This window comes from Micromonospora sp. DT62 (genome assembly GCF_049847285.1).
GTDB lineage: Bacteria > Actinomycetota > Actinomycetes > Mycobacteriales > Micromonosporaceae > Micromonospora > Micromonospora reichwaldensis.
On the sequence record NZ_JBNCOB010000007.1, the window covers coordinates 98,058 to 123,699 of the forward strand.

Here is a 25,642-nt window from a genome sequence, read left to right on the forward strand (position 1 = left end):
GCTGTACGGTACTCCGTACGACAATTGGAGGCCGCCTTGTTCGACGCCGCGACCGAATTCGACCGCCAGCTCGACCGGCTGGTGGAGCTGGGCTACCCGACCCTCGCCGAGCTGACCGAGGACGCCTTCCGTGACCTGGTCGCGCCGCTGCGCGCGGCGGCCGTCGCCGGGGCGGCCGACCTGCCCGCCCCGACCGAGGGGCGGGTGCCCTTCCTCCTGGTGGTCACCCGCGACCTGGTGCCGGTGGAGGAGCGCGTCGCGCTGACCACCCTCGCCGGCAAGCGGAAGCCGGGAATCGTCGACCGGCACTACGCTGAGGGCGACCTGCCGAAGTTCGACCCGATCAAGGAGCTGGAGGTGCCGGCCGGGCCGGCGTACCTGCTCTTCGACGTCGACCGGGGCGAGGAGACGCTGAACCTGGCGCCCGCCGCCGCCATGGAGGTGATCACCGGCCAGGACCGGCTGCCGCTCACCATCGACGAGGGGCTCGCCTTCGTCACGCTGTACCCGGAGGCGCTGGCGAAGAACAAGTGCTTCTCGCTGGTCGGCTCCCGCTGCGGCGACAAGCGGGTGCCGGCGCTCTGGATCAGCCAGAACGCGCCGAAGCTCGGCTGGTGCTGGTACGGCAACCCGCACACCTGGCTCGGCTCCGCCTCCGCCCGCCCGGAACGCGTCGGCCTGGAGCACGTCGACACGAAGTGAGTGCCGCGCGGTGGGGTGACCGACCTCCGGCCACCCCGCCGCGCTCTCCACGAGTTATCCACAGGCGTGACCCGTTCTCCACAGGTTGTCCACAGCCCGGTGTGGACGGCTTCGCCCGAGCCGGCCCGGGCGGGCGTGACGCCGATGGCTGCCCTTGACATTCGTGGCGATCGGGCGAGACTGCCGGGGTGGCCGCTGCCGACGATCCCGTCCCCGCGCCCCGGCAGGGCGGGTCCGGGACGCCCGAGCACGCGGACCGGGCACCCGAGCACGCGGGCCGGCCCGGAGTGCCGCAGCAGGCCCCGGCCGCCCAGCCCCGGACCCGGATCGTGCTGGCCGAGGTGTCCCGCCGCGAGGACCGGGCGGAGCGCACCCGCGCCGAACTGGCCCAGCAGACCCGGGTCGGCGACGCGCTCGTACGGGGGCTGGTCCGGGCCCAGTTCGCGCTGGCCCTGCGGCTCTCCCTGGTGGTGGCGATCGGGCTCGGCGGGCTGCCGTGGCTCTTCGCCGTCGCGCCCGCCGTCGGCCGGGTCACCGTGCTCGGCGTCAACCTGCCCTGGCTGCTGCTCGGGGTGGCGTCGTTCCCGTTCCTGATCGCCGTCGGCTGGGCGTACGTGCGGCTGGCCGAACGCAACGAGCAGGACTTCACCGACCTGGTCCAGCGGCCGGAGCGCTGAGGTGGGCAACGGCTTCGTCGTACCGGCGATCGTGGCGGTCACCCTGGTCACCGTCGGCATCGGCTTCTACGGGCTGCGGCTGGCACGCACCACCTCCGACTTCCTGGTCGCCTCGCGGGCGATCAGCCCGACCTGGAACGCCGCCGCGATCGGCGGGGAGTACCTGTCGGCGGCGAGCTTCCTCGGGATCGCCGGGCTGATCCTCAAGTACGGCGTCGACGTGCTCTGGTACCCCGTCGGCTTCGCCGCCGGCTACCTCGCGCTGCTGCTCTTCGTGGCCGCGCCGCTGCGCCGCTCCGGCGCGTTCACCCTGCCGGACTTCTGCGAGCTGCGGCTCGGGTCGCGCCGGCTGCGCACCCTCGCCACCGTCTTCGTGATCTTCATCGGCTGGCTCTACCTCGTGCCGCAGCTCCAGGGGGCGGGGCTGACGCTGGCCACGGTGACCGGCTCGGCGTACCCGTTGGGGGCCCTGCTGGTGGCCGTGGTGGTCACCGCGAACGTCGCGCTCGGCGGCATGCGCGCGATCACCTTCGTGCAGGCCTTCCAGTACTGGCTGAAGCTGACCGCGCTGGCCGTACCGGCGATCTTCCTGGCGTTGCAGTGGCAGGCCGACGCCCGCCCGGCGGTGACCCCGCCCGACGGGCCGACGTTCCGGACCGCGACCACCGTCGTGGTCGAGCACCGAGCGACCCTCACCCTCCCCGACGGTCGGATCCAGGAGGTACGCCCCGGCGACGAGCTCTCCTTCGCCGCCGGCGACCCGGTGCCGGAGGTGTCCGGGGTCGCCACCGACGCGGCCGACTGGCTGCTGCCCAGCGCCGCCGGGGACGACGACCGGGGGCTGTTCGCCACGTACTCGCTGATCCTGGCCACGTTCCTCGGCACGATGGGCCTGCCGCACGTGCTGGTCCGCTTCTACACCAACCCCGACGGCGCCGCCGCCCGCCGCACCACGCTGGTGGTGCTCGCCCTGGTCGGGGCGTTCTACCTGCTGCCCACCATCTACGGGGTGCTCGGCCGGATCTACACCCCGCAGCTGCTGCTGAGCGGGCAGACCGACGCGGTGGTGGTGCTGCTGCCCGGGGCGGCGCTCGGCGACGGCACCGCCGGCCGGCTGCTCGCCGCGCTGGTCGCGGCCGGCGCGTTCGCGGCCTTCCTCTCCACCTCGTCGGGGCTGCTCACCAGCGTCGCGGGGGTGATCTCCACGGACGTGCTGGGGCGCGGCTCGGTACGCGGCTTCCGGCTCGCCACGGTGATCGCCGGGGCCGTGCCGACGGTCCTCGCGCTCAACCTCGCCGGGCTGGACGTGTCGCAGGTCGTCGGGCTGGCCTTCGCGGTCGCCGCGTCCAGCTTCTGCCCGCTGCTGGTGCTCGGCATCTGGTGGCGCGGGCTGACCGACCTGGGCGCCGCCGCCGGGATCCTGGTCGGCGGCGGCGCGGCGGTCGGGGCGGTGCTGGTCACGGTGCTCGGCCCGCCGCTGTCCGGCTGGCCGGCCACGCTCACCGCCCAGCCGGCCGCCTGGACGGTGCCGCTCGCCTTCACCGTGATGGTGGCGGTCTCGATGGCGACCCGCCGCCGGGCGCCGGCCGACATCGGCGCCACCATGCTCCGCCTGCACGCCCCGGAGGCCCTCCGCCTGTGAGGAAGGCCCCCTGTCAACGCCTGCGGTAGCGGAAAGGGCCCTTCCTGACAGGCGGGCCGGGCGTTCAGCGGCGCCGACGGGTACGACTCGGGGATGACCGGGGATCATCCTGCGGCCGGAGCAGCCGCTGGTCCGGGCCGGATACGGTCGACGCATGACTGCTGAGCACCCGGCGCTCTCCCTGCGTGGCCTGGCGAAACACTTCGACGGCAAGGTCGCCGTCGCCGGTGTCGACCTCGACGTGCCGGCCGGTTCCTTCTACGGCCTGCTCGGCCCGAACGGCGCGGGGAAGACCACCACCCTGTCGATGGCGGTCGGGCTGCTCCGGCCGGACGCCGGCGGCGCCCGGGTGCTCGGTCACGACGTCTGGGCCGACCCGGTGCGGGCGAAGCAACTGCTCGGCGTGATGCCCGACGGCGTACGGCTCTTCGACCGGCTCAGCGGCGCGGAACTGCTCGCGTACCACGGTCTGCTGCGCGGGATGGACCCGGCGGTGGTCGACCAGCGGGCGGCGGAGCTGCTGGACGTGCTCGCGCTCGGCGACGCCGGCCGGACCCTGGTGGTCGACTACTCGGCGGGCATGAAGAAGAAGATCGGCCTGGCCTGCGCGCTGCTGCACGGGCCCCGGCTGCTGGTGCTGGACGAGCCGTTCGAGGCGGTCGACCCGGTCTCGGCCGCGCTGATCCGGGACATCCTGCACCGGTACGTGACCGGGGGCGGCACCGTGGTCTTCTCCAGCCACGTGATGGAGGTCGTCGAGCGGCTCTGCTCGCACGTGGCGATCCTGGCGGCCGGCACCATCAAGCGGGTCGGGCCCATCGACGAGGTGCGCGGCGGCCGCTCGTTGGAGCAGGTCTTCGTCGAGGTGGTCGGCGGCCGTACGGCGACTGGCGAGGAGTTGGCGTGGCTGTCGCAGTGACCGCACCGACCGTCCCCGCCCAGCCCGCCCGGCGGGTCTCCGCCCGGCACTTCGTCCGGCTCAAGCTGCGGGTGATGGGCAACAACTTCCGGGGTCAGGGCTGGCGGGTCGCCCTCTTCGTGGGCGGCGCGGTGCTCGGGCTCTGGTTCGCCGGCACCGGCTTCTTCCTCTTCGCCGCGCCCGGCCTGGCCGACTCGAGCCGCTACGCGCTGATGGTGGCCGCCTTCGGCGGCGGCCTGACGGTGCTCGGCTGGCTGCTGCTGCCGCTGGTCTTCTTCGGGGTGGACGAGACGCTGGACCCGGCGAGGTTCGCGCTGCTGCCGCTGCCCCGCCGCACGCTCGTCACCGGGCTCTTCGCCGCCGCCTTCGTCAGCGTCCCCACGATCTCGGTGCTGCTGGCCCTGTGCGGGCTGGTGGTCACCGCCGGGGCGCTGGGTGGCTGGTCGGCCGCCGCGGTCGCCTTCGTCGGGGTGGTCGGCGGGCTGCTGCTCTGCGTCGCCGCGGCCCGCGCGGTGACCAGCGCCTTCGCCACCGCGCTGCGGTCCCGCCGGGTCCGCGACCTGGCCGCCGTGCTGCTCGCCGTACTCGCCGCGCTGCTCGGGCCGTTGCAGCTCCTGGGCATCGCCGCCCTCTCCGACGCCGACTGGGACCGCCTCCAGGGGGTGGCCGAGGTGGTCGCCTGGACCCCGTTCGGCGCCCCCTGGACGGCCGGCATCGACGTGGCCGAGGGCCGCGTCTGGGCCGCACCGGTGAAGCTGCTGATCACGGCGGCGACGATCGTCGCGCTGCTGGCCTGGTGGTCCCGCTCGCTCGAGTCCGCGATGGTGGGCACGGCCAGTGCCGGGCCGGCCCGCGCTCAGCGTGGTACGACCGGCGGGGCGGTCGCCCAACTCTTCCCGAGGGTCCTCGGTCGCGCCCGGCGGGACCGGTTCGGCGCCCTCGTCGCCCGGGAGGCCCGCTACTGGTGGCGGGACGCCCGACGCCGGGCCAACCTGATCACCGTCGCGGTCGTCGGTCTCTTCGTGCCGGTCATGGTCAACCTGGGCGGCTCGGGCTTCACGATCGACGGCGCCGAGGGGTTCACGGCCAGCTCCGATCCGTCCCCGGTGCTGTCCAGCCTGTCGATGCTCTTCGTCGGGCTGCTCGCCGCCGTCACCCTGGCCAACCAGTTCGGCTTCGACGGCAGCGCGTACGCGGCGAACGTGGTCGCGGGCGTCTCCGGCCAGCAGGAGCTGCGCGCCCGGATGGCCGCGTTCTCGCTCTACGTCCTGCCGATGCTGGCGGTGATCTCCGTGGTCGTCGCGGTGGTCATCGGCGAGCCCGGCTGGATCGGACTGATGGCGGGCACGCTGTTCGGCACGTACGGCGCGGGGCTGGCGGTGAACTGCTTCGTCTCGGTGCTCGGGGCGTACTCGCTGCCGGAGACGAGCAACCCGTTCGCGCTGAACACCGGTGCCGGGATCGCGAAGAGCTTCCTCACCCTGCTGGCGATGCTCGCCACCGCGGTGGCGGCGGTGCCGATGGTGGTGGCCGCCGGGCTGCTCGGCGACGTCTGGCTCTGGCTGGCCCTGCCGCTCGGGGCCGCGTACGGCCTGGGGGCGGCGCTGCTCGGCGCGTACCTGGCCGGCGACGTGCTGGACCGCCGGATGCCGGAACTGCTCGCCACGGTGACACCCAGGCGCTGACGGTCGCCGGCACGCGCCGGCTAGGGCATGTCCTGTCGATCTTGTAATGGTTGGTCGTTGACGATGTGCCGGTGGTACGTCTTGGTGAATTGACCGAGGAGGCGTGGGCGGTGATCACGCCGCTGCTTACCGAGCCAGGTGGTTCGCGGGGGCGGTGGCGGGATCACCGTCAGGTCATCAACGGAGTCTTGTGGAAGCTGCGTACGGGTGCGCCATGGCGCGACCTGCCGGAACGCTTCGGAACGCTTCGGGCCGTGGAAGACCTGCCACGAACGGCTGCGCCGCTGGGACGGCCGACGGGACGTGGGATCGGATCCTCGCCGCAGCGCAGGTGCATGACGAATGCACACCGGTGCAGTGGACGATCAGCATCGACTCGTCGATCGTGCGGGCGCACCAGCATGCCGCTGGCGCCCGCAAAAAGGGGATTCCCCGACCGGCGACGCCTGGAGCGCAAGATGGCGAGGCCATCGGCCGATCCCGCGGCGGACTGAGCACGAAGATCCATCTCGCCGTCGACGGACGCGGCCCGCCGTTGTCGATCCTGCTCACCCCGGGCCAGGCCGGCGACAACCCCCAACTCCTCGCGCTGCTGGATGCGATCCAGGTCAACGAGCCTGGTCCCGGACGGCCCCGCAAGCCGCCTGAGGTGCTGATCGCAGACAAGGGCTACGCGCACGACTCGACCCGCCGAGCGCTACGGCGGCGAGGGATCCGACACGTCATCCCGGAACGCTTCGACCAGGTCGTCCGCCGGGCCGCCAAGGGCAGCGCCGGCGGGCGGCCACGAGCCTTCGACAAAGCGATCTACCGCAAGCGCAACGTCGTGGAACGCTGCTTCAACCGGCTCAAGCAGTGGCGTGACCTGGCCACCCGATACGCCAAACGCGCATCCCTCTACCGCGCCAGTCTTGTCCTCATCGCCGCCATTATCTGGCTCCCGTGATCAAGGCGGGATCCCTAGTCGCCGAACCGCTCGGTGAAATTGTGGACGAATGTCTCGGTCGTGTCTCCCGCAAACACCGGGCGAACCGCACCGAACTTCGCCAGCATGGCGCGAGCCCCGGGCAGGTCCCCCGACACCGCGAGGCAAACGGCCAGAGTTCCGTACTCGACCTGCGATTTCGGCCGTCCGACCAGCGTTTCGATCACCTTCGGCAACGTCTGGTTGCCGACCAAGAACGGCTCACCATAGGTCATCAAGTCGGCGACGACCTGAGCAACAGCTTCGTCCACCTGTTCCGGCGACGCGACCCACCAGCGAAACGGCGTGACCTTGGACGGCTCCGCGTCGTGCACCAGATTGATCATGCTTGCACCCACCTGACACACGGTGCCCGTGTCACCGAAGAGTTGCCTCTGCAACTCGGCGGCGCCGGCATGTTCCACGCCCACGCTGGAGCTGAGCGAGACACCGTCACCACCAGCGAGGTTGACGCCGAAGTGGAAGACGACCCCGTGAACGGGCTCGCGCACGAAGGCAACCTCATCGTCGGGCGCGAAACCATGCGGTCGCCATCCACCGGGTGCCAGCTGCTCAATCAATCGATCGGCCACCCGCATTGGGATCTGGGCGACTTGCTCCGGTGTCACCGAGGCATCGTCACATGCGAGGCCTTGACCCTTGCAGCGGCACAGGCGCAGTGCGACGCCCGGCGCGGATAACGCCCACGATCGCGTAGCTGGGTCGTGCATCCATGATCGACAGGACAGGGCCTAGGCGGGGCGGACGGCGCACGTCGGACGCGGTGGTTGCCGGTCGGCGGCACAATGGCCTGATGCCCGTCGTCGAAGCGGTGATCACCGTGCCGGTCCCGCCCGAGCTGGCCTTCGCGGTCTCCCAGACCACCGCGCCCGTGCGCTACCGGTGGGACCCGTTCGTACGCGAGCAGCACTTCACCGACGGGGCGACCCGGCCCGGCAAGGGGGTACGGACCTTCACCCGGTCCCGGCACGGCCTGGCGATGGTCAGCGAGTACGTCTCCTGGGCCCCGCCGAGCCACGTCGGGATGAAGATGGTGCGCGGGCCGTGGTTCTTCGAGATGTTCGCCGGTGGGTGGCGGTTCGCGCCCGCCCCGGAGCCCGGCCACGCCATCGCCACCTGGCGGTACAGCTTCCGCTGCCGGCCCGCGTTCCTGCGCCCGGTCGCGGACCGGATCGGCTCCTGGCTGCTCGGCCGCGACATCCGCCGCCGGATCGCCGGGTACGCCGCCGGCTGCACGGACCCGGAGGTGCTGGCCGCCGCCCGCCGGTCACTGACCGCCGACGACTGACCCCTCCAGCGGTACGCGCACCCCGTCGAGATCTCGGAAAGGAACGGCCCCTGCGAGGGCGCAGTACGTCCAAGATCTCGACCAACTGTCCGTAGGGTCGGTGCCGGTAGGGTCAGCGGGTGAGCCGCGCGAACTTCCGCACCCTGCACCACGGGCAGGCATCCGGTGCCGGCTCGAGTTACGGCCTGTTTCTGATCCGCCGATCAGGGTCGTGGGCGCAGCACTGGGCATCGGTCAATCGGGGAGTGCAGCCTGTCCCGCCACCGCCGCTGGTGGATCTCGCACGTGAGACGGTCATCATGCTCTCGGTAGGGACCCGCCCCGTGCTGGGCTACGACGTCACCATCGAGGACGTCACCGTGCGGGGGACGACCCTGGTGGTGACCGGCGTCGAGAGTCGCCCCGTGGGCGTCGCGACACTGGACATGGTGTGTTCACCGGTGCACATCGTGGCGGCACGATTCGGCCCCGAGGCCTTCGAGGACATGCTGCTGAACCTGCACATCAAGCCCGCTGAGATCATGTGATCCGGTGACGTGGGGCCGCGCGGGCGGGCACTCACCGCACCGCGTCACCGACGCGCCGGCAACAGCGGCGGCGCGCCGACTGTCGACGCCAGGGGCCACATCCGGGCCCGTCGGGGCGGGGCAGGCCCCACAATGTTTCACGTGAATCATGAGCCGGGCGCCGAGATCCACCACATCGACCCGTTCGCCGTGCCCGCCGACCAACGCTCGCCCGTACGCCGGTTGCGGGGTCGGCTGGCGTCGCCGGTGACGCTCTGGACGGCGCCGGAGCCGGCGGGCCTGACGGTCTCCTCGACGCTGGTCGCGGAGGGCGAGCCGGACCGGCTGCTCGGCCTGGTCGACCCGGAGTCCGACCTGTGGGCGGCGGTCGAGTCCGCCGGCCGCTTCGCGGTGGCCCCGCTCGGCCCCGCGCACCGGCAGCTCGCCGACCGGTTCGCGGGCCTCTTCCCGTCCCCCGGCGGCCTGTTCGCCACCGGGGCCTGGACCGACACCCCCTACGGCCCGGTGCCGGCCGACGCCGGCGGCTGGGCGGGGTGCCGGCTCGACTCCGCCCGCGAGTACGGCTGGGGCCTGCTGGTGGAGGCCACCATCGAGGCCGTCGAGCTGACCGGGGAGACGGACCCGCTGCTGCACTACCGGGGCCGCTACCGCGAGCTGACCTGACGACCGTCACCGGCGGCGTCGACGGCGACCGTCCGGCCCACCCGGGCCACACCCGCTACCGGTGAACGGAGTGAGCTGCGTCACTCGGCGCAGCCACCGTGCCGTTCGGCGCAGCCGCCGACCGGCGTCGATCTCGCCCTTCCGTGGCGGGGAGCGCGCTTTCTACCGTGCGCGAAACTCCCCACGCCTGTGAAGGTGGTGATCCACGAATGTCCACGGACACACCCGCGTCCACGCCGTCGACCTCGGCGGCGGACCGGTACCTGGCCGTGCAGCGGTCGGACGAGTTCGCCGGGTTGCGGCGCACGCTGCGCGGCTTCATCTTCCCGATGACCGTCGCGTTCTTCCTGTGGTATGCGCTCTACGTCATCCTGTCCGCGTACGCGCGGGACTTCATGGGCACGAAGCTCTTCGGCAGCAACATCAACATCGCCCTCGTCTTCGGCCTGCTCCAGTTCGTCTCGACCTTCCTCATCGCCTGGCTCTACTCGCGGTTCGCCGACCGGAAGATCGACCCGGTCGCCGACCGGATCCGGGCCGAGATGGGGGAGGTGAGCAATGAACACGGTCCTCGCGGCTGAGGCGGGCAGCACCACCGCCCGCAACCTCACCATCACGCTCTTCCTGGTCTTCGTGGCGGTGACCCTGGCCATCACCATCTGGGCCAGCCGGCAGACCAAGACCGCCACCGACTTCTACGCTGGTGGCCGGTCCTTCTCCGGCTTCCAGAACGGCATGGCCATCGGCGGCGACTACATGTCGGCCGCCTCGTTCCTCGGCATCGCCGGCATGATCGCCCTCTACGGCTACGACGGCTTCCTCTATTCCATCGGCTTCCTGGTCGCCTGGCTGGTGGCGCTGCTGCTGGTCGCGGAGCTGCTGCGCAACTCCGGGCGGTACACGATGGCCGACGTGCTGGCGTTCCGGATGCGCCAGCGCCCGGTGCGGACCGCCGCCGCCGTCTCCACCATCACGGTGTCGATCTTCTACCTGCTGGCGCAGATGGTCGGCGCGGGCGCGCTGGTCGCCCTGCTGCTCGGCATCAAGCCGGGTACGACGTTCCTCGGCATGGACGCCGACACCGCCAAGGTCGCCACCATCATCATGGTCGGCGCGCTCATGATCGTCTACGTCACGGTGGGCGGCATGAAGGGCACCACCTACGTGCAGATCGTCAAGGCGTTCCTGCTGATGGGCGGCGCGACGATCATGACGGTGCTGGTGCTGGCGAAGTACAACTTCAACCTGTCGGAGCTGCTCGGCGCCGCCGCGGCCTCCTCTGGCAAGGGCGACGCGCTCCTCGGACCGGGGTTGCGCTACGGGGTCGAGGTGGCCGGCGACGCGACGCAGACCTTCTACAACAAGATGGACCTGCTGTCGCTCGGCATCGCGCTGGTGCTCGGCACCGCCGGCCTGCCGCACATCCTGATCCGCTTCTACACCGTGCCGACGGCGAAGACGGCCCGCAAGAGCGTGCTCTGGGCGATCGGCATCATCGGCACCTTCTACCTGCTCACCCTGGCCCTCGGCTTCGGCGCGGCGGCGCTGGTCGGCAGCGAGGCGATCACCGCGCAGGACAAGGCCGGCAACACGGCCGCGCCACAGCTCGCCGAGGCGCTCGGCATCGAATTCCTCGGCGGCGATCTCGGCGGGGCGACCCTGCTCGCGGTCATCGCGGCGGTCGCCTTCGCCACGATCCTGGCCGTGGTGGCCGGCCTGACCCTGGCCTCCTCGTCCAGCCTGGCGCACGACTTCTACGCCAACGTGATCAAGGACGGTAAGGCGTCCGAGCGGCAGGAGGTCAGGGTCGCCCGGGTCTCCGCCCTGGTGATCGGCGCGATCTCGATCGTGCTGTCGATCTACGCGCAGAACCTCAACGTGGCCTTCCTGGTGGCGTTGGCGTTCGCGGTGGCCGCCTCCGGCAACCTGCCGGCGATCCTCTACAGCCTGTTCTGGCGGCGGTTCAACACCTCGGGCGCGGTATGGGCCATCTACGGCGGCCTGCTCTCCGCCGTCCTGCTGGTGTTCTTCTCGCCGGTGGTCTCCGGCGCGGCCACCTCGATGTTCCCCGAGCACGACTGGCAGTGGTTCCCGCTGTCCAACCCCGGCATCCTGTCCATCCCGTTCGGTTTCCTGTGCGGGTGGATCGGCACCGTGATCTCCAAGGAGCACGACGAGGAGAAGTACGCGGAGCTGGAGGTGCGTTCCGTCACCGGCGCCGGCGCCCACTGACGACCCGACAGCTGCATGGAGGGGTCCCTTGTCATCGCCTGGCGACGACAAGGGACCCTTCCTTGCGGCAGGGCGGTCCCGGGCAGTGGGTAGGCTGACCGGCATGAACGCTGTTGCCCGCTTCGGACCCGGTCACCGCATCCTCGTCACGGGCGGCGCCGGCTTCGTACCGTCGCACCTGGTGGACTCCCTGATCGCTCGCGGCTGCACCGTGGTCGCGCTCGACAACTTCATCACCGGGTCGAAGGAGAACGTCGCCCACCTGCTGGACGAGCCGAACTTCACCCTGGTCGAGGCCGACATCTCCGACGGCCTGCCGACCCACCACCCGGCGATGGCCGAGCGGTTCGACGCCATCCTGCACATGGCCTCGCCGGCGAGCCCGACCGACTTCGAGAAGCTGCCGGTGGAGATCCTCCGCGTCGGCTCGGTGGCCACCCTGCACCTGCTGGAGCGCGCGGTCGCCGACGGCGCCCGCTTCCTGATGGCCTCCACCTCCGAGGCGTACGGGGACCCGAAGGAGCACCCGCAGCCCGAGTCGTACTGGGGCAACGTCAACCCGATCGGCATCCGCAGCGTCTACGACGAGGCGAAGCGCTTCTCCGAGGCGGCCACCATGGCCTACCACCGGAGCCGGGGGCTCGACACGGCCATCGTCCGGATCTTCAACACGTACGGCCCGCGGATGCGCCCGGACGACGGCCGGGCCATCCCGACCTTCATCTCGCAGGCGCTGCGTGGCGAGCCGATCACCGTGCACGGCACCGGCAACCAGACCCGTTCGATCTGCTACGTGTCCGACCTGGTGCACGGCATCCTGCTGCTCCTCGACTCCCGCGAGACGGGGCCGATCAACTGCGGCACCGAGCACGAGATGAGCATGCGGCAGCTGGCCGAGACGATCGTGTCGCTCACCGGGAGCAGCTCCGAGGTGACCTACATCACCCGCAGCGCCGACGACCCGGAGATGCGCCGCCCGGACCTGACCCTCGCCCGCGAGCTGCTCGGATACGAGCCGACCGTGGCGCCCGAGGACGGCCTCCGCCGCACCATCGAGTACTTCCGCGAGCGGATGGTCTAGCGAACGCTCGCCGCTGGCGCACACGTCGGCGGCGCCACAGCGCGACAGTGGCTACGCGTACGTACCCTGAGTTACATGTCAGCGACCATGCCCGCCGGAGTTCCACTCCCGCATCTGCACCGCAGCGCCGGGCGCGCCTCGGTGCCCGGCCCCGGCCGGGACGCCGGACGCGCCCGGCCGGCCGAGGCCCGCTGGTCCCCGGCAGCGGACGAGCCACGGGCCGGTGGCCCGGGCGGTCCTGCGGGGCCGGGCGGACCGGCCGGGCCAGGCGGACCGACCGGACCGGACCGGCCGGGCCGGGGCGGCGTCCGCCCCCGCTGGGGCCGGATCGCCCTGGTGGCCGGCGTGGCCGTGCTGGTGCTCGCGCTGCTCGGCGGGGTGGGCGCCTGGTTCTACGCCCGCGGCCTCGACGACGACCTGGCCCGCACCGACCCGTTCTCGGAGATCACGGGGGGCCGCCCGGCCAAGGCGGTGGACGGTGCCCTGAACATCCTGCTGGTGGGCAGCGACTCCCGGGACCCGGACGCCCCGGTGGACAAGTCCAGCAAGTGGCGGGCCGACACGATCATCGTGATGCACATCCCGTCGGACCACCAGAAGGCCTACCTGGTCTCCATCCCCCGCGACCTCTACGTGCCGATCCCGGAGGGCGCCAACGCCGACTGCGGCAGCGGGCAGCGGGGGAAGATCAACGCCGCCTTCGCCTTCGGCGGGCTGCCGCTGGCCGTCCGGACGGTGGAGTGCTTCACCGACGTGCGGCTCGACCACGTGATGGCGATCGACTTCGCCGGCTTCAAGCAGGTCACCGACGCCCTCGGCGGCGTCGACCTGAAGGTCGAGCGGACCGTCACCTCGATCCACAAGCCGTACCGGACGTTCACCAAGGGCACCAACCACATGGACGGCGCCGAGGCGCTGGACTGGATCCGGCAGCGCAAGCAGTTCCCGGACGGCGACTTCGCCCGGATGCGGCACCAGCAGGACTTCCTCCGCGCCCTGATGGACAAGGCGGCGAGCACGGGCACGCTGACCAATCCGAAGAAGCTGAACGACTTCCTCAAGTCGGTCACCGCCGCGGTCACCGTCGACCAGAGCTTCTCGCTTGTTGACATGGGGGTCCAGTTCCGCAACCTGCGCGGCGAGAACCTCACCTTCGTGACCAGCCCGCACGTCGGCAGCCAGACCATCGACGGTGAGTCGGTGGTGGTGTCGGACAAGGAGAAGGCGCTAACCATGTACAAGGCGATGTCGGCCGACACCATGACGGCCTGGGTCGAGGCCAACCAGAAGAAGAAGGACGGCACCGGAAACTGACCAGCTCCGCCGGCCGGCCCTCCCGTGATCGACGAACTTCATCACGATTCGGAGGGCCGGCCGACCGCTTCCGGTGAGCCAACCGCCGACCGGCCGTATCGATCTGCCCGTTCGGTCAGTTTCCCTGGATGACGGCCGGGCGAACGGTATTTGACGGTCAGACGACCTCGCCAGGACGGGAAAGCGTCCGTACAGTGATCCCGCCCCCCTGACAAACGCGAGCTGGAGCACGCATGCCGGTTCAGACCAGCCGTCGCCCTCCGGCGCTGGAGTCCCCCCGTGGCCCGGTCCGGGCCTCCACGAGCATCCCGAAGCAGCCCGTCAAGGGCGGCAAGCCCGGTGGCGGGTCCGCGAAGAAGCGGTCGCGCCGCAAGGATCCGCTCTGGGCCCGACTCACCCTGATCTTCGGTGCCGTGCTGATGGTCGCCAGCGGTGCGGCCATCGTCGGCAGCAAGGCGCTGATCAGCAGCGCCACCGGCAACATCGCCCAGCGCAACCTCCTCGGTGACGCCGGCAAGACCGACGCCGAGGGTGGCGCCAGCCTGGACGGCCCGATCGACATGCTGCTGCTCGGTGTGGACGCCCGGGAGCGGTGGGCCGCCGACGACGTGCGGGCGGACAGCATCATCGTGCTGCACATCCCGGCGACGCACGACCAGGCGTACCTGATCTCGATCCCCCGGGACACCGAGGCCCATATCCCGGCGTTCAAGCCGAGCGGCTACTCGGGCGGCACCGACAAGATCAACGCGGCGTTCCAGGCCGGCGCCCGCAACGGTGGCGGCTGGGAGGGCGGCGCCCAGCTGATGGCGCAGACGATCAAGAAGATGACCGGGATCAGCTTCGACGGCGCGGCCATCATCAACTTCGGCGGATTCAAGAACGTCATCGAAGCCCTCGGCACCGTGCGCATCTGCGTCAAGCAGGAGGTCGAGTCGATCCACATGTCGTACGTGGACGGCAAGCCGATGTGGAACGCGGACGCGAAGAAGACCGGCAAGCAGCGGACGCCCGTGGTGCACAAGAAGGGCTGCCGTGAAATGGAGGGCTGGGCGGCGCTGGACTACTCCCGGCAGCGCAAGAGCCTCAAGAACGGCGACTACGACCGGCAGCAGAACCAGCAGCAGCTGATCAAGGCGATGGCGAAGAAGGCCACCCAGGACGGGACGCTGACCAACCCGATCAAGCTGAACAAGCTGATCGACGCGGCCGGCAAGGCATTCATCCTCGACACCGCCGGCGTGCCGGTCCCCGACTTCGTCTTCACCATGCGCGGGGTGACCGGCAACGACCTGGTCATGCTGAAGACGAACGGCGGCACCTTCCACAGCGACGGCAGTCGCGAGACGCTCAGCGCCCAGACGCTGGACATGTTCCGCGCGGTGAAACAGGACAAGCTGGCCGAATTCGTCTTCGCCAACCCCGAGGTGGTCTCCAGCCGCGAGTAGCGCCGGCCGGGGCGGCCCGCCGGGCGATGTCGGCGAAGCGGCCCGGACCGCCGTGGTCGACTCGTAGCCTGACGTGAGAGGGATTCACGTACGGGTCGCGGGGAGGCGTCACGTCCAGATCGACGGGCGACGGTCGGGGCCGGTCCGGGACCGGCACCCGGCCCGCCCGGCCGCCCCGCGTCCGCTGGCCCCGGCTGCTGCTCGGCCTGGGCCTGGCCCTGGTGCTGCTGGCCGGGCTCGCCGTGGTGGGCCTGGAGGTGCTGAGCGACCGGTACGACCGCAGCGTCGTCCGGGAGCAACTGCTCGACCCGACCGCCCGCCGGGAGCGCACCGACCCCGACGGGCCGCTGAACTACCTGCTGGTGGGGACCGACCGCTGGCAGAGCGGCAGCGCGGCGGACCGACGCTCGGACACCATCCTCATCGTGCACGTCCCCGCCGGCGGGCGCGAGGCGTACCTGGTCTCCGTCCCCCGGGACCTGCTCGTGGCCATCCCCGCCGGCAACGGCTACGGCGGCGGCCAGGACAAGATCAATGCGGCGTACGAGCACGGCGGCGGCGGCCAGCCGGGCACCCGCCTGCTCTCGGCCACCCTGTCCCGGTTGACCGGCATCCGCTTCGACGGCGCGGCCCTGATCGACTTCTCCGGCTTCCGCAAGGTCATCGACCTGCTCGGCGGCGTACGCATGTGCGTGGACACCGAGGTCCGCTCGATCCACACCGACCGCGTCTTCCCGCCCGGCTGCCAGCAGATGGACGGCGGCCAGGCGCTGGACTACGTCCGCCAACGCTACGACCTGCCGGGCGGCGACTACGACCGGCAGACCCACCAGCAACAACTGCTCCGGGCGGTGCTGGAGCGCACGAGCGAGACGTCGCTGCGGACCAACCCGGTCAAGCTGGACCAGGTGATCCGCGCCGTGGGCGGCTCGTTGACCGTGGACACCAACGGCGTACGGCTGGAGGACCTGGTCCTCGCGCTGCGCGACCTGCCGGCGGACGCGCTGCGCGGCGTGCAGGTCCCCTCCCACCCCCAGACCATCGACCAGGTGTCGTACGTGGTGCTCGACAACGGCGGGAACGGCCTCTTCGAGGCGGTACGCGGCACCCGCGTGCCGGACTGGGCGCGGGCCAATCCGCGGTGGGTCACCCGGCTGTGACGCCGGGGGACGGCCCGCCACCGGCCGCCCGGGCGAGGATCTAGGCTTGGCCCGTGTTCGGATCCCAGGTTCCCACCGTGACCGTGACCGAGATCGCCGACGACGCGTACCTGCTCGACGTCCGGGAGGACGACGAGTGGAACGCCGGCCACGCCCCCGGCGCGCACCACCTGCCGATGATGGAACTGCCGGCCCGGATCGCCGAGGTGCCGACCGACCGCGACGTCGCCGTCATCTGCCGCTCCGGCGGGCGCTCCGCACAGGTCGTCACCTACCTGATGCGCAACGGCTGGGACCAGGTGCGCAACGTCGAGGGCGGGATGGGCGAGTGGGCCGCCGCCGGGCGAGGAGTGGTCCGCGAGGACGGGCAGCCGGGCCGGGTCCTCTAGGACGATCGGAATGGACGCCCCTCTCGTCATCGCGCACCGCGGTTCCTCCCACGACCTGCCCGAGCACACCCTCGCGGCCTACCTGCGGGCCCTCGACGAGGGCGCGGACGGGCTGGAGTGCGACGTCCGGCTGACCCGGGACGGCCACCTGGTCTGCGTGCACGACCGCCGGCTCGACCGCACCAGCAACGGACAGGGACTGGTCAGCGCCCGTACCCTCGCGGAGCTGGAGGCGCTGGACTTCGGCTCCTGGCACCCCGGCTGCGCGCCCGCCGACGGCGACGAGGTGCTCGACGAGTCGCACACGCGCCTGCTGACCCTGGAGCGGCTGCTGGACGCGGTGCTGGCCGCGGGCAGGCCGGTGCGGCTGCTGGTGGAGACCAAGCACCCCTCCCGCCACGGCGGGAACGTCGAGCGCCGGCTCGTCGCGATGCTGCGCCGGTACGGGCTGACCGAGCCGAAACCGGACGATCCGGTACGGGTCACCGTCATGTCGTTCTCGCCGCTGGCCGTACGCCGGGTCCGGGGGCTGGCTCCCGCGCTGCCCACGGTGCTGCTGCTGGATGTGCTGCCGCGCTGGGTGCGGCCGGGGCGGCTGCCGTTCGGCATCCGGATCGCCGGCCCCGGCGTCGCCCTGGTGCGCGCCCGCCCGCAGCTGGTGCCCGCCCTGCGGGCGGCGGGCAACCAGGTCTTCGTGTGGACCGTGAACGAGCCGGCGGACCTCGACCTCGTCCTGGCCGCCGGGGTGGACGGCATCATCACCGACCGGCCGGCGCGCACGCTGGCCAGCCTGGGCCGCTGACCGGGGTGGCAGCGCGCGGAGCCCCGGTGGGGCAGGGGTGTCCCCGGACTGACCGGCGGGGCACACTCGGAGGATGCCGGAGCGCACCGACCTCTCCGCTCTCATCGCCGGCCACACCACGGTGATCGAAATGATCAACTCGGGCGGCACCGGTCTTCCGGTGCTCACCCACCTGCTCCGCGTGGCCCGGTCGGCGCTCGGCGCGGCGGGCACGGCGTTCGTCGAGTTCGCGCCGACCGGCGGCCGGGTGATCGCCGCGACCGGCGCCGCCGAGTGGGCCGTCGGCCACCCCGTGCCGGCCGACGACCCCGCCACCGTCTGCCTGCTCTCCGGCGCGCGGGTGCGCCAGGTCCGCACGGACGAGCTGACCGGCAGGCTCTCCGCTGAGCTCGCCGAACGGGGCCTGCTCCGGATGCTGGTCTCCCGCGCGGAGATCGGCGGGCTGACGGTCGGCAGCCTGCACGTGCTCTACCCCGACGGCGACGACCCGCCCGACGCCGAGCAGCACGCCGTCGCGGGCTACCTGGCCTCCTGCATCGCCCACATGTACGGCGACCAGACCGGGCTGCCCGTGCACGGCGACGGGCCGGTGGTGGCGGCGCTGGCGGACGGCCTGGCCGTCGTCGACCGGGACAACCACGTCCGGCTCTGGAACCCGGCCGCCGCCCGGGTCACCGGCCGTTCCGTGGCCCAGGCGCTCAACCGGCCGATGCCCTTCCCGCTGCCCCCGTCCGGGCAGGTGCGCGACCACCGGATGCCGGACGGCCGCTGGCTCACGATCACCTCCGGCGAGCTGCCCGGCCCCGGCACCCTGCGGGTGGTCACCTTCCGGGACAGCACCGACCAGCAGCGCCGCGACCACGACCGGGATCTCTTCGTGGCGGTGACCAGCCACGAGCTGCGTACGCCGGTGACCGTGATCAAGGGCTATGCGGACACGCTCACCGACCACTGGGAGTCGCTGACCGAGACCGATCGGCGGCAGGCCGCCCGCGTCATCGGGCAACGCGCCAACGAGCTGGCCCGGCTGGTGGACCGGCTGCTCTCCTCCGCCGCCGAGGCGGGGCCGGGCGACCAGCCCCCCGCCCCGTACGACCTCGGTGACGCGCTGCGCGCGGCGGCGGTCGACCTCCCTGCGGAGCTGCGGCAGCGGCTCGTCCTCCGCATCCCCGCGGACCTGCCCAAGGCGCTCGGCCACCGGCTGAGCCTCGCCACCGTGCTCACGGAGCTGTGCACGAACGCCGGCAAGTACTCCGAGCCCGGCTCGCTCATCGAGATCACCGCCGACGCGGACGGGTCGACGATCTCCTTCCAGGTACACGACCGGGGCATCGGCATCCGGCCGGAGCACGTGGAGCGGGCCTTCGACCGGTTCTGGCAGGGCGAGTCGGGCGACCGCCGCCGCTACGCCGGGGCCGGACTCGGCCTCTATCTCGTCCGTCGGATCGTTGAACAGCAGAATGGATGGGTATCCCTACGGCCGAGGGCCGGTGGCGGTACGGTCGCAGAGGTGCGGCTGCCCTGCGGGTGACCGGCGACGGACAACGGGGGCGTGAAGGGACGAAGGTGTCGACGGGAGCTGCCGATCGGGCATGGTGCGTGGTGGTCCCCCACCACGCCGCGGGGGCACGGGTGGCGCGGCGACGCCTCGCCGAGGAACTGGCCGACGTCGTAGCCCCGCCGCTCCTGGCCGACCTCGTCGCGGTCCTCGCCGAGCTGGTCGGCAACGCGGTCCGGCACGCCGACCCGCTGCCCGGCGGAGTGGTCCGGGTGGCCTGGCGGCTGCGCGACTCGTCCGGCGGCCAGCAGGTGCAGCTCCGGGTGACCGACGGCGGCGCCGCCGCGGGCCCCACGATGCGGCTCGCCGACACCGACGCGGTCGACGGCCGGGGGCTGCACATCGTCTCGGGGCTGGCCGACCGCTGGGGCGTCGAGCGGGACGGCCTGGGCCAGAGCGTGTGGGCCGAGTTCGACCCTGCCGACGTCACCCGGTCGGACCTTGCCGTGGCCGGCTGACCGACCGCGAGGGCGGGTCCTGCCCCGCCCGGCCGCCGGGGCCTCTAGGCTGTGTCGCCGTGAGCAAGCGTCGAAAGAGCCAGCGGGCCGCCGAAGCCACCCCCAAGCGGGAGAAGGTACGGGACATCTTCGTGCCCCGACCGTTCGAGGGGCTGACCGACGAGCCGGAGTGGATCGCCCTGCGGGAACTGGTGCCGGCCGCCTCGGCGCCGCTGCGACTGGCCCCCGCCCTGGTCGAGGAGTTCGGCGACCGGGAGGTCACCCTGGCCACCGTGCTGCCGATGGCCACCCCGGCCATGACCAAGCCGGACGGGCGGGTCCTCATCGGGCTCCAGCGTCACCTCCAGTCGGGTGACGTCTCCCGGGACCTGGCCGAGGCGCTGCTCTGCGCGCTGCGGGCCGAGCCGGGCCGCCCGGTGCCCGTGCCGCCGCTGCCCGGCCCCGGCCCCCGGTTGCAGGACGTCCTCGCCGACGGCCCGCTGGAGGTCAGCATGCACGACGGGTTCGAGTTCTGGCTCGACCCGGGGGCCGGCGACGACCCGAACGTGCAGGCGTCCCTGGAGCGGGCGAACGCCGCGATCTACCCCACCGTACGGCTCGCCGCCGCCCGGGCCGCGTACTGGTGCCAGGTGCCGGAGAAGGCGCACGTGCGCTGGGTGCTGCCCGACGACGAGGACGCCGCGCTGGACGCGCTGTCCCGGCTGAGCGTCGCCGGCACGCTGGTGCTCGGCGAGAACACCCGCTTCGCGGGCATGTTCCGGGCCCACGGCCGACTGGTGCCCGTCTGGGACCTGCCGGAGGACGTCCCGGCCGCCGACTGGGAGCAGCCGGTCGCCGACTTCGCCAAGCGGTACGCGGAGGCGCTCGCCGAGCCCGCCCCGCTGGACGCCGCCGGCCGGCGGGCCCGCCACGGCCTGCTCGGCCGCCAACTCACCCTGCGCTGAGCCGGACACCCCGCTCACCTTCCGCCCTCACGTCGCAGCCGCCCGCGCGGCGGCTGCGACGTGAGGAAGGGCGCCTTCCTGGACCGAACACGTCAGGAAGGGACCCTTCCTTCCCCCGGTGCGCCCAGCGGCTCGCGGACCAGCGGGCACGACATGCAGCGCGGGCCGCCCCGGCCCGAGCCCAGCTCGGAGCTGGCGATCGGGATCACCTCGATGCCGGCCCGCTCGAGTTGCGCGTTGGTCTCCGTGTTGCGCTCGTAGCCCACGCAGAGCCGGGGCGCGAGGGCCAGGGTGTTGTTGCCGTCGTCCCACTGCTCGCGTTCCGCGGTGACCGGGTCCAGGCCGGTGTCGATGACCCGGAGCTGCGGCAGGTCCATGGCGTCGGCGGCGGCCCGCAGGAACGGCGCCGGGCCGTCCACCCGCGGGTCCTCGCCGTCCACCCCGGCGATGACGGTGTACGCCGACAGCGTGTGGGCGATGTTCGGGTACATCAGCACGGCGTCGACGTCCACCATCGTGCAGACGGTGTCGAGGTGCATGGTCGCCCGTTCCTGGGCGATCGGGACGACGAGGATGGTGTGCGCGAGCCCGGCGGCGAAGACCTGCCGGGCGAGGCGTTCCGCGCCGGCGGGCGTGGTCCGCTCGCCCACCCCGACGGCCAGCACCCCCGGCGCGAGCAGCAGCACGTCGCCGCCCTCCAGGTGCTCCAGGCCGGGCTGGTAGACGAGCTCGGTGCCGGCGAAGCGCGGGTGGTGCCGGTAGATGGCGTCGGTCAGCGTGGTCTCCCGTCGCCGCGCCGGCATCGCCAGGCTGGTCACCCCGACCCGGTCGCCGACCCAGAACGAGGAGTCCCGGGTGAACAGCAGGTTCGGCAGCGGGTCGATGACGAAGTCGTGCCGGTCCATCAGGGTGTAGACGAGGCCGCCCGGCCGCTCCCGGCTGACCCGGAGCTCCTCGTGGGCCAGCCCGGCGATGAGCACGTCGGCGAGCGCGACGGGATCGAGATACGCGAGGTGGTCGGCGACCCGGGCGCGCAGCGAGTCGCCGAGCCTGGGCGAACGGAGCACCTCCCCGGTCAGCTCGGCCCGCGCGTCGGCGACGGCGAGCGTCTCGGCGAGGAGGGTGGCAAGGTAGAGCACCTCGACGCCGCGCTCGCGCAGGGCGGCGGCGAAGGCGTCGTGCTCCTCCTGGGCCCGTCCGACCCACGGGATGGCGTCGAAGAGGAGCGAGTCGTTGTTCCGGGGGGTGAGCCGGGCCAACTCAGGACCGGGGCGGTGCAGCAGCACCGTCCCGAGCCGACCGACTTCGCTGTCCACGTAGTGGGTCACCCTCGCAGCGTAGGGCAGGGTTTGGCGGCATCCGATAAAACAGGGGTGGATGAATATGGCATTCATCCGCACTCACTCCGGCGTTCCAACTTGCCGACACAGGGGACTGGCAACGTAGGGTAGTGAGGACATAACTTCGAGGGACCTTTTGCCGGAGGTCGCGATGACTGTCTTTCCCGCTCGTCAAGCCGTACCGTCCGCCCGGGCACTGCCGCCCGCGGCGGTGCCACACCCCCGCGTGGAGTCGCCGGGGGTGCTCGCACCCGTCCGTCCGTCCCCGTTGGAGTGGGCCCGCCGCCGCAGGGCGGAGCGGGGCGCCCGGCGGCTGGAGGCGGCCGGGGCACGGGCGCTCGGCCGGCTCGACCATCTCGGGCCCGCGTGGCACGTCATCGAGTGGCCCCGCACGGACGCCACCGATCTCCTGCTCGACCACGAGCGCGACGAACGCGCCGGCTTCCTCGCCATCGGGCCGAGCGGGCTCTTCGCGGTCACCATCGCCGACCACGGCCGGGCCCGGGTGCTGGTGGCCGGCGACGTGGTCCAGATCAACGGCAAGCGCCCGCCCTACGTGGCCGAGGCCCGCCGCGACGCCAAGCGGGCCAGCAAGGCGCTCTCCGACGCCGTGAGGCTGCCGATCCCGGTGACGCCGGTGCTGACCTTCGTCGGCTCCGGCGTCATCAGCGTCTACGGCCTGCCGAAGGACTGCCTCATGGCCACCCACCGCGAGCTGGACCGCCTGCTCGTCGCCGGGGGCAGCCGGATCAGTCCGGCCACGGCCGAGAAACTCTCGCAGGTCGCGCAGCACCCGGAGACCTGGGTGAACGGCTCGTACCGGCCGGCCGCGGACTACCGGTGGTACGAGGGCGGCCGAACGGCCGCTGACAAGCCGGCCAACCGACGGTAACGTCACCGGCGACGCCACGCACCCGGGTGCCGGTCGGCACCCGTCGGTCGCGCCGTCGTCGGCCGCCTGGCCAGGGCACTCCCTCACCCACCGGCGGCCCGGTGACCACGCGCGGTCGGCGTCACCCGCGACGACCGGCTAGCGTGGACGGACCGTCGGTGTACATAGGAGGCGCGGTGGCCCACGTCGAACTCTCGCTCTCTGACGTGTTCGTGCCGGCGGCGGGAACACCGACAGGGCAGGAGTTCGACAACCTCGGTCGGTGGTCGTCGACCGTCTCCCACGCCGACGAGCCGTGCCTGCTCATCGACGCCGGGACGAGGGTCGTCGCCGTCTCCGTCGCCGGCTGCGAGCTGCTCTTCCTGGGCGACCCGGAGGACGTGACCGGGCTGCCGCTGCTCGACGGCGGGCTACGGCTGCTCGACTTCACCGCCAACCGCTGCGAGCTGACCGAACCCGAGATCGACAAGATCCCGCCGCTGCTGGCGCTCTCCTCCGGGCGCCTGGCCCGAGGGCTGCTCCGGGTCCAGGCCGCGTCGACCGACGCGCCGGACTCGACCGTCGACGCGATCTCCACCCCGGTGTTCACCAGCGGGACGGTCGCCGGTTCGCTCACGTTCTTCTCCCCGGTCTGACCAGCGGCGGGATGTGGCGTTCGCCGCACGCGGCGAATTTGGGGCGGGCCCGCACCGAGGCCGTAAGGTGCCCTCATGCTCGATATCGCTCTGCTGCCGGGGAAGTACGCCGTGTGCCGCCTGGCCGCCGGCTCCGCCCTGCCGCCCGAGTTGTCGGGCGGGCTGAGCAACGGCGACGTCGTAACGGTGAGCTGGACGGCCGACGGGATCTCGCTGATCTGCCCGGCCGACCGGGCGCCCGAACAGGCCGTCGGCGAGACCGCCTGGCGCTGCCTGCGGGTCGCCGAACCCCTCGACCTGGCGGTCAGCGGCACCCTCGCCGCGCTGGTGGACCCCCTCGCCGCAGCCCGCGTCAGCGTGGTCGCCTTCTCCACCTACGACACTGACTACCTGCTGGTTCCCGCCGTGCGGCTCCGCGAGGCGACCGCCGCGCTGGAGCGTGCCGGCCATCGCGTCCTCGGCTGATCTTCACCCGCCCGCCGGTTCCTCCTAGGATGGGCTCGGCCTCCCGGCCGCAGTGACGCTTCCCGATGTCCCGAGGATCGGCCGTGCCGCCCACCCCCTCGCGCCACGCCACGCCCGCCCGACCGCCCGGCCCCCCGGCCCGGCCCGGAGCGGTTCGCCCGTGCGCCCGGACCAACCGGCCGGCGGCTCCGCCCCTGCCGCCCGTACGGGCCTCGTCCCGCCCGGCCCCGCCGCCGTACGCCCGCCGCCTCGCAGCCGTCGTGCTGCTGGCCGCGCTGCCCCTCGCCGGCTGCGGCACCCCACCGGAGCTGCGCCGCCCCGCCCCGACCACCGCCCCGACCCGCACCGCGCTCCCCGCCACGCCCAGCGCCGCGCCGACGCCCCCGCCCACCACCGGCCCGCCCGGCGCCGGCGGGATCACCCCCACGGTCGACCCCGGCCTGGTCGCGGTCCCGTGCCCGGACGGCCCCTCGGGAGCGCGGATCGTCGACCTGGTGCGGGGCCGGGGTGGCGTGCTGCCGAACGGCGTCCGGGTCCGGGTGCGGACCGGGCCGCTCTGCGCCGGCGAGTGGCACTACACGGTGCTCGACGTCACCGGGCACGAGACGCTCCAGGTGATCACCCAGGGCCGGCCGGGCGCCCCGCGACTGGTCACCGCCGGCACCGACGTCTGCACCGCCGAGGTCCGCGCTGCCGGGCCGCCCGGCATCCGGACGCGCGTCTGCGAGGGCGGGTCGCTCGGCGTACCGGGTGCGTAGGCTGTCGCCATGCCGGGAACACCGCCGACGCGCTTCGTCTACCTCGGGCCGGAGGGCACCTTCGCCGAGCAGGCGTTGAAGAGCATCCCCGCCGCCGAGCGGGGCAGCCGTACGCCGGCCCGCAGCGTCCCCGAGGCGCTGGAGGGCGTACGGACCGGGGAGGCGGACTCGGCCCTGGTGCCGCTGGAGAACTCGATCGGCGGCGCGGTCGGGGTGACCCTCGACGAACTCGCCGAGGGCGACCCCCTGGTGATCACCCGTGAGGTGATCCTGCCGGTCGAGTTCGTGCTCGCCGCGCGGCCCGGCACGACGCTCCCGCACGTGCGCAGCGTCGCCGCCCACCCGCAGGCGTCCACCCAGTGCCGGGGTTGGCTGCGCGCGCACCTGCCCGACGCGGTCGTGGTGGACGTGCTCTCCAACGGCGCGGCCGCCGCCGGAGCCGCCGCCGGCGAGTACGACGCGGCGATCTGCGCCCCGATCGGGGCCGGCCGGCACCGGCTCGACGTGCTCGCCGACAAGATCGCCGACCACCCGGACGCGGTGACCCGCTTCGCGCTGGTGTCCCGCCCCGGGCCGCCGCCACCGCCGACGGGCGACGACGTGACGTCCCTGGCGGTCTACATCGCGCACGACCGGGTGGGCGCGCTGCTGTCGGTGCTGATGGAGTTGGCCGTCCGCGGGATCAACATGAGCCGGATCGAGTCCCGCCCGACCGGGGAGGCCCTCGGCCGGTACGTCTTCTTCCTCGACTGCGCCGGGCACGTGGCGGACGTACGCCTGGGCGAGGCGTTGCAGGGGCTGCGCCGGGTCTGCGCCGACGTGCGCTTCCTGGGCTCGTACCCCCGGCACCGGTTCCCCGGGACGGGCGACCGCCCGATCCCGGCCCCGCCCGGCCTCTCGGACGCCGACTACGCCGACGCCGCCGCCTGGCTGGCCCGCCTGCGCGCCGGCGACCTCGGCTGACGGCAGACCCGGGACCGCCCCGGAGCCGACCGCGGCCCCCCGCAACGGCACCGCCCCCGACCGGCGTCGGATCCGGCGGGGCCGGTCGACGCGGGCGGGGGCGGTGCGAGGTGGT

26 protein-coding genes and 1 pseudogene are annotated in these 25,642 nt (G+C 72.7%); 25 read left to right on the top strand and 2 right to left on the bottom strand.

Annotated elements, in window-relative coordinates; genetic code table 11:
* The first annotated feature begins 36 nt into the window (after window positions 1-36).
* The 6 genes and pseudogenes from ACPXCB_RS13030 (at window position 37) to ACPXCB_RS13055 (ending at window position 6,571) form a co-directional block, all read left to right on the top strand.
* Entirely contained in the window at window positions 37-702 is a 666-nt protein-coding gene (locus ACPXCB_RS13030) for a DUF5701 family protein (protein WP_425875179.1), read from the top strand.
* A 287-nt stretch (window positions 703-989) separates the two neighbouring features.
* Window positions 990-1,379 (top strand): hypothetical protein, encoded by a 390-nt coding sequence (locus tag ACPXCB_RS13035; protein ID WP_311410095.1) that lies wholly within the window; start codon window positions 990-992, stop codon window positions 1,377-1,379.
* A gap of 1 nt (window position 1,380) precedes the next feature.
* A complete protein-coding gene (locus ACPXCB_RS13040; RefSeq protein WP_425875181.1) occupies window positions 1,381-3,021 on the top strand; it encodes a cation acetate symporter in 1,641 nt (546 codons plus the stop codon).
* Between the two features lie 154 nt (window positions 3,022-3,175).
* Window positions 3,176-3,940 carry an ABC transporter ATP-binding protein gene (locus ACPXCB_RS13045; RefSeq protein ID WP_311409885.1) on the top strand — a complete coding sequence of 255 codons (765 nt, stop codon included), beginning with the start codon at window positions 3,176-3,178 and terminating at the stop codon, window positions 3,938-3,940.
* Window positions 3,925-5,625 carry an ABC transporter permease gene (locus ACPXCB_RS13050; protein WP_425875184.1) on the top strand — a complete coding sequence of 567 codons (1,701 nt, stop codon included), beginning with the start codon at window positions 3,925-3,927 and terminating at the stop codon, window positions 5,623-5,625. The genes ACPXCB_RS13045 and ACPXCB_RS13050 overlap by 16 nt, the downstream gene beginning before the upstream one ends.
* Window positions 5,626-5,696: 71 nt before the next feature.
* Window positions 5,697-6,571 (top strand): annotated as a pseudogene (locus tag ACPXCB_RS13055) (IS5 family transposase).
* Window positions 6,572-6,585: 14 nt separating this feature from the next.
* Here ACPXCB_RS13055 and ACPXCB_RS13060 read toward each other — a convergent pair.
* Window positions 6,586-7,218, bottom strand: coding sequence for a hypothetical protein (locus ACPXCB_RS13060; RefSeq protein ID WP_425875186.1), 633 nt, complete (start codon window positions 7,216-7,218; stop codon window positions 6,586-6,588).
* 185 nt (window positions 7,219-7,403) lie between these two features.
* On the opposite strand from ACPXCB_RS13060, the gene ACPXCB_RS13065 reads away from it, so the two are divergent.
* The 14 genes from ACPXCB_RS13065 (at window position 7,404) to ACPXCB_RS13130 (ending at window position 20,474) form a co-directional block, all read left to right on the top strand.
* The gene (locus ACPXCB_RS13065; protein WP_327029983.1) at window positions 7,404-7,898 is read left to right on the top strand and encodes an SRPBCC family protein; all 495 of its coding nucleotides are present in this window, start codon (window positions 7,404-7,406) and stop codon (window positions 7,896-7,898) included.
* A gap of 119 nt (window positions 7,899-8,017) precedes the next feature.
* Window positions 8,018-8,425, top strand: coding sequence for a hypothetical protein (locus ACPXCB_RS13070; RefSeq protein WP_425875188.1), 408 nt, complete (start codon window positions 8,018-8,020; stop codon window positions 8,423-8,425).
* Between the two features lie 9 nt (window positions 8,426-8,434).
* Window positions 8,435-9,088, top strand: coding sequence for a flavin reductase family protein (locus tag ACPXCB_RS13075; RefSeq protein WP_425875190.1), 654 nt, complete (start codon window positions 8,435-8,437; stop codon window positions 9,086-9,088).
* Between the two features lie 209 nt (window positions 9,089-9,297).
* Window positions 9,298-9,669, top strand: a complete 372-nt coding sequence (locus tag ACPXCB_RS13080; RefSeq protein ID WP_357580133.1) for a DUF485 domain-containing protein — start codon at window positions 9,298-9,300, stop codon at window positions 9,667-9,669.
* Window positions 9,647-11,320 (top strand): solute symporter family protein, encoded by a 1,674-nt coding sequence (locus tag ACPXCB_RS13085; protein WP_132240519.1) that lies wholly within the window; start codon window positions 9,647-9,649, stop codon window positions 11,318-11,320. Before ACPXCB_RS13080 ends, ACPXCB_RS13085 begins: the two co-directional genes overlap by 23 nt.
* A 103-nt stretch (window positions 11,321-11,423) precedes the next feature.
* A complete protein-coding gene (locus tag ACPXCB_RS13090) occupies window positions 11,424-12,401 on the top strand; it encodes a UDP-glucuronic acid decarboxylase family protein (protein ID WP_311409890.1) in 978 nt (325 codons plus the stop codon).
* A gap of 75 nt (window positions 12,402-12,476) precedes the next feature.
* Window positions 12,477-13,715 (top strand): LCP family protein, encoded by a 1,239-nt coding sequence (locus tag ACPXCB_RS13095; protein ID WP_425875193.1) that lies wholly within the window; start codon window positions 12,477-12,479, stop codon window positions 13,713-13,715.
* 233 nt (window positions 13,716-13,948) lie between these two features.
* Window positions 13,949-15,163: an LCP family protein gene (locus tag ACPXCB_RS13100; RefSeq protein WP_425875195.1), complete on the top strand. Its 1,215-nt coding sequence runs from the start codon at window positions 13,949-13,951 to the stop codon at window positions 15,161-15,163.
* A gap of 221 nt (window positions 15,164-15,384) precedes the next feature.
* The gene (locus ACPXCB_RS13105; RefSeq protein WP_425875197.1) at window positions 15,385-16,323 is read left to right on the top strand and encodes an LCP family protein; all 939 of its coding nucleotides are present in this window, start codon (window positions 15,385-15,387) and stop codon (window positions 16,321-16,323) included.
* Between the two features lie 53 nt (window positions 16,324-16,376).
* Window positions 16,377-16,712 carry a rhodanese-like domain-containing protein gene (locus ACPXCB_RS13110; RefSeq protein ID WP_425875199.1) on the top strand — a complete coding sequence of 112 codons (336 nt, stop codon included), beginning with the start codon at window positions 16,377-16,379 and terminating at the stop codon, window positions 16,710-16,712.
* Between the two features lie 10 nt (window positions 16,713-16,722).
* Entirely contained in the window at window positions 16,723-17,514 is a 792-nt protein-coding gene (locus ACPXCB_RS13115; RefSeq protein ID WP_425875201.1) for a glycerophosphodiester phosphodiesterase, read from the top strand.
* 73 nt (window positions 17,515-17,587) lie between these two features.
* The gene (locus ACPXCB_RS13120; RefSeq protein ID WP_425875203.1) at window positions 17,588-19,045 is read left to right on the top strand and encodes a PAS domain-containing sensor histidine kinase; all 1,458 of its coding nucleotides are present in this window, start codon (window positions 17,588-17,590) and stop codon (window positions 19,043-19,045) included.
* Between the two features lie 68 nt (window positions 19,046-19,113).
* Window positions 19,114-19,530 carry an ATP-binding protein gene (locus tag ACPXCB_RS13125; RefSeq protein WP_425875205.1) on the top strand — a complete coding sequence of 139 codons (417 nt, stop codon included), beginning with the start codon at window positions 19,114-19,116 and terminating at the stop codon, window positions 19,528-19,530.
* 59 nt (window positions 19,531-19,589) lie between these two features.
* The gene (locus tag ACPXCB_RS13130; RefSeq protein ID WP_132240511.1) at window positions 19,590-20,474 is read left to right on the top strand and encodes a DUF5926 family protein; all 885 of its coding nucleotides are present in this window, start codon (window positions 19,590-19,592) and stop codon (window positions 20,472-20,474) included.
* 92 nt (window positions 20,475-20,566) lie between these two features.
* On the opposite strand, the gene ACPXCB_RS13135 is transcribed toward ACPXCB_RS13130, so the two are convergent.
* The gene (locus ACPXCB_RS13135; protein WP_425875207.1) at window positions 20,567-21,802 is read right to left on the bottom strand and encodes an arginine deiminase; all 1,236 of its coding nucleotides are present in this window, start codon (window positions 21,800-21,802) and stop codon (window positions 20,567-20,569) included.
* A gap of 163 nt (window positions 21,803-21,965) precedes the next feature.
* Here ACPXCB_RS13135 and ACPXCB_RS13140 point away from each other — a divergent pair, with 163 nt between their 5' ends.
* The 5 genes from ACPXCB_RS13140 (at window position 21,966) to pheA (ending at window position 25,527) form a co-directional block, all read left to right on the top strand.
* Window positions 21,966-22,706, top strand: coding sequence for a hypothetical protein (locus ACPXCB_RS13140; RefSeq protein ID WP_425875209.1), 741 nt, complete (start codon window positions 21,966-21,968; stop codon window positions 22,704-22,706).
* A 176-nt stretch (window positions 22,707-22,882) separates the two neighbouring features.
* Window positions 22,883-23,341, top strand: coding sequence for a hypothetical protein (locus ACPXCB_RS13145; protein ID WP_327029994.1), 459 nt, complete (start codon window positions 22,883-22,885; stop codon window positions 23,339-23,341).
* Window positions 23,342-23,416: 75 nt separating this feature from the next.
* A complete protein-coding gene (locus ACPXCB_RS13150; protein WP_121397477.1) occupies window positions 23,417-23,806 on the top strand; it encodes an ACT domain-containing protein in 390 nt (129 codons plus the stop codon).
* A gap of 260 nt (window positions 23,807-24,066) precedes the next feature.
* A complete protein-coding gene (locus ACPXCB_RS13155) occupies window positions 24,067-24,564 on the top strand; it encodes a hypothetical protein (RefSeq protein ID WP_425875477.1) in 498 nt (165 codons plus the stop codon).
* Window positions 24,565-24,573: 9 nt separating this feature from the next.
* Window positions 24,574-25,527: a prephenate dehydratase gene (pheA, locus tag ACPXCB_RS13160; protein WP_425875211.1), complete on the top strand. Its 954-nt coding sequence runs from the start codon at window positions 24,574-24,576 to the stop codon at window positions 25,525-25,527.
* The last annotated feature ends 115 nt before the right edge of the window (window positions 25,528-25,642 follow it).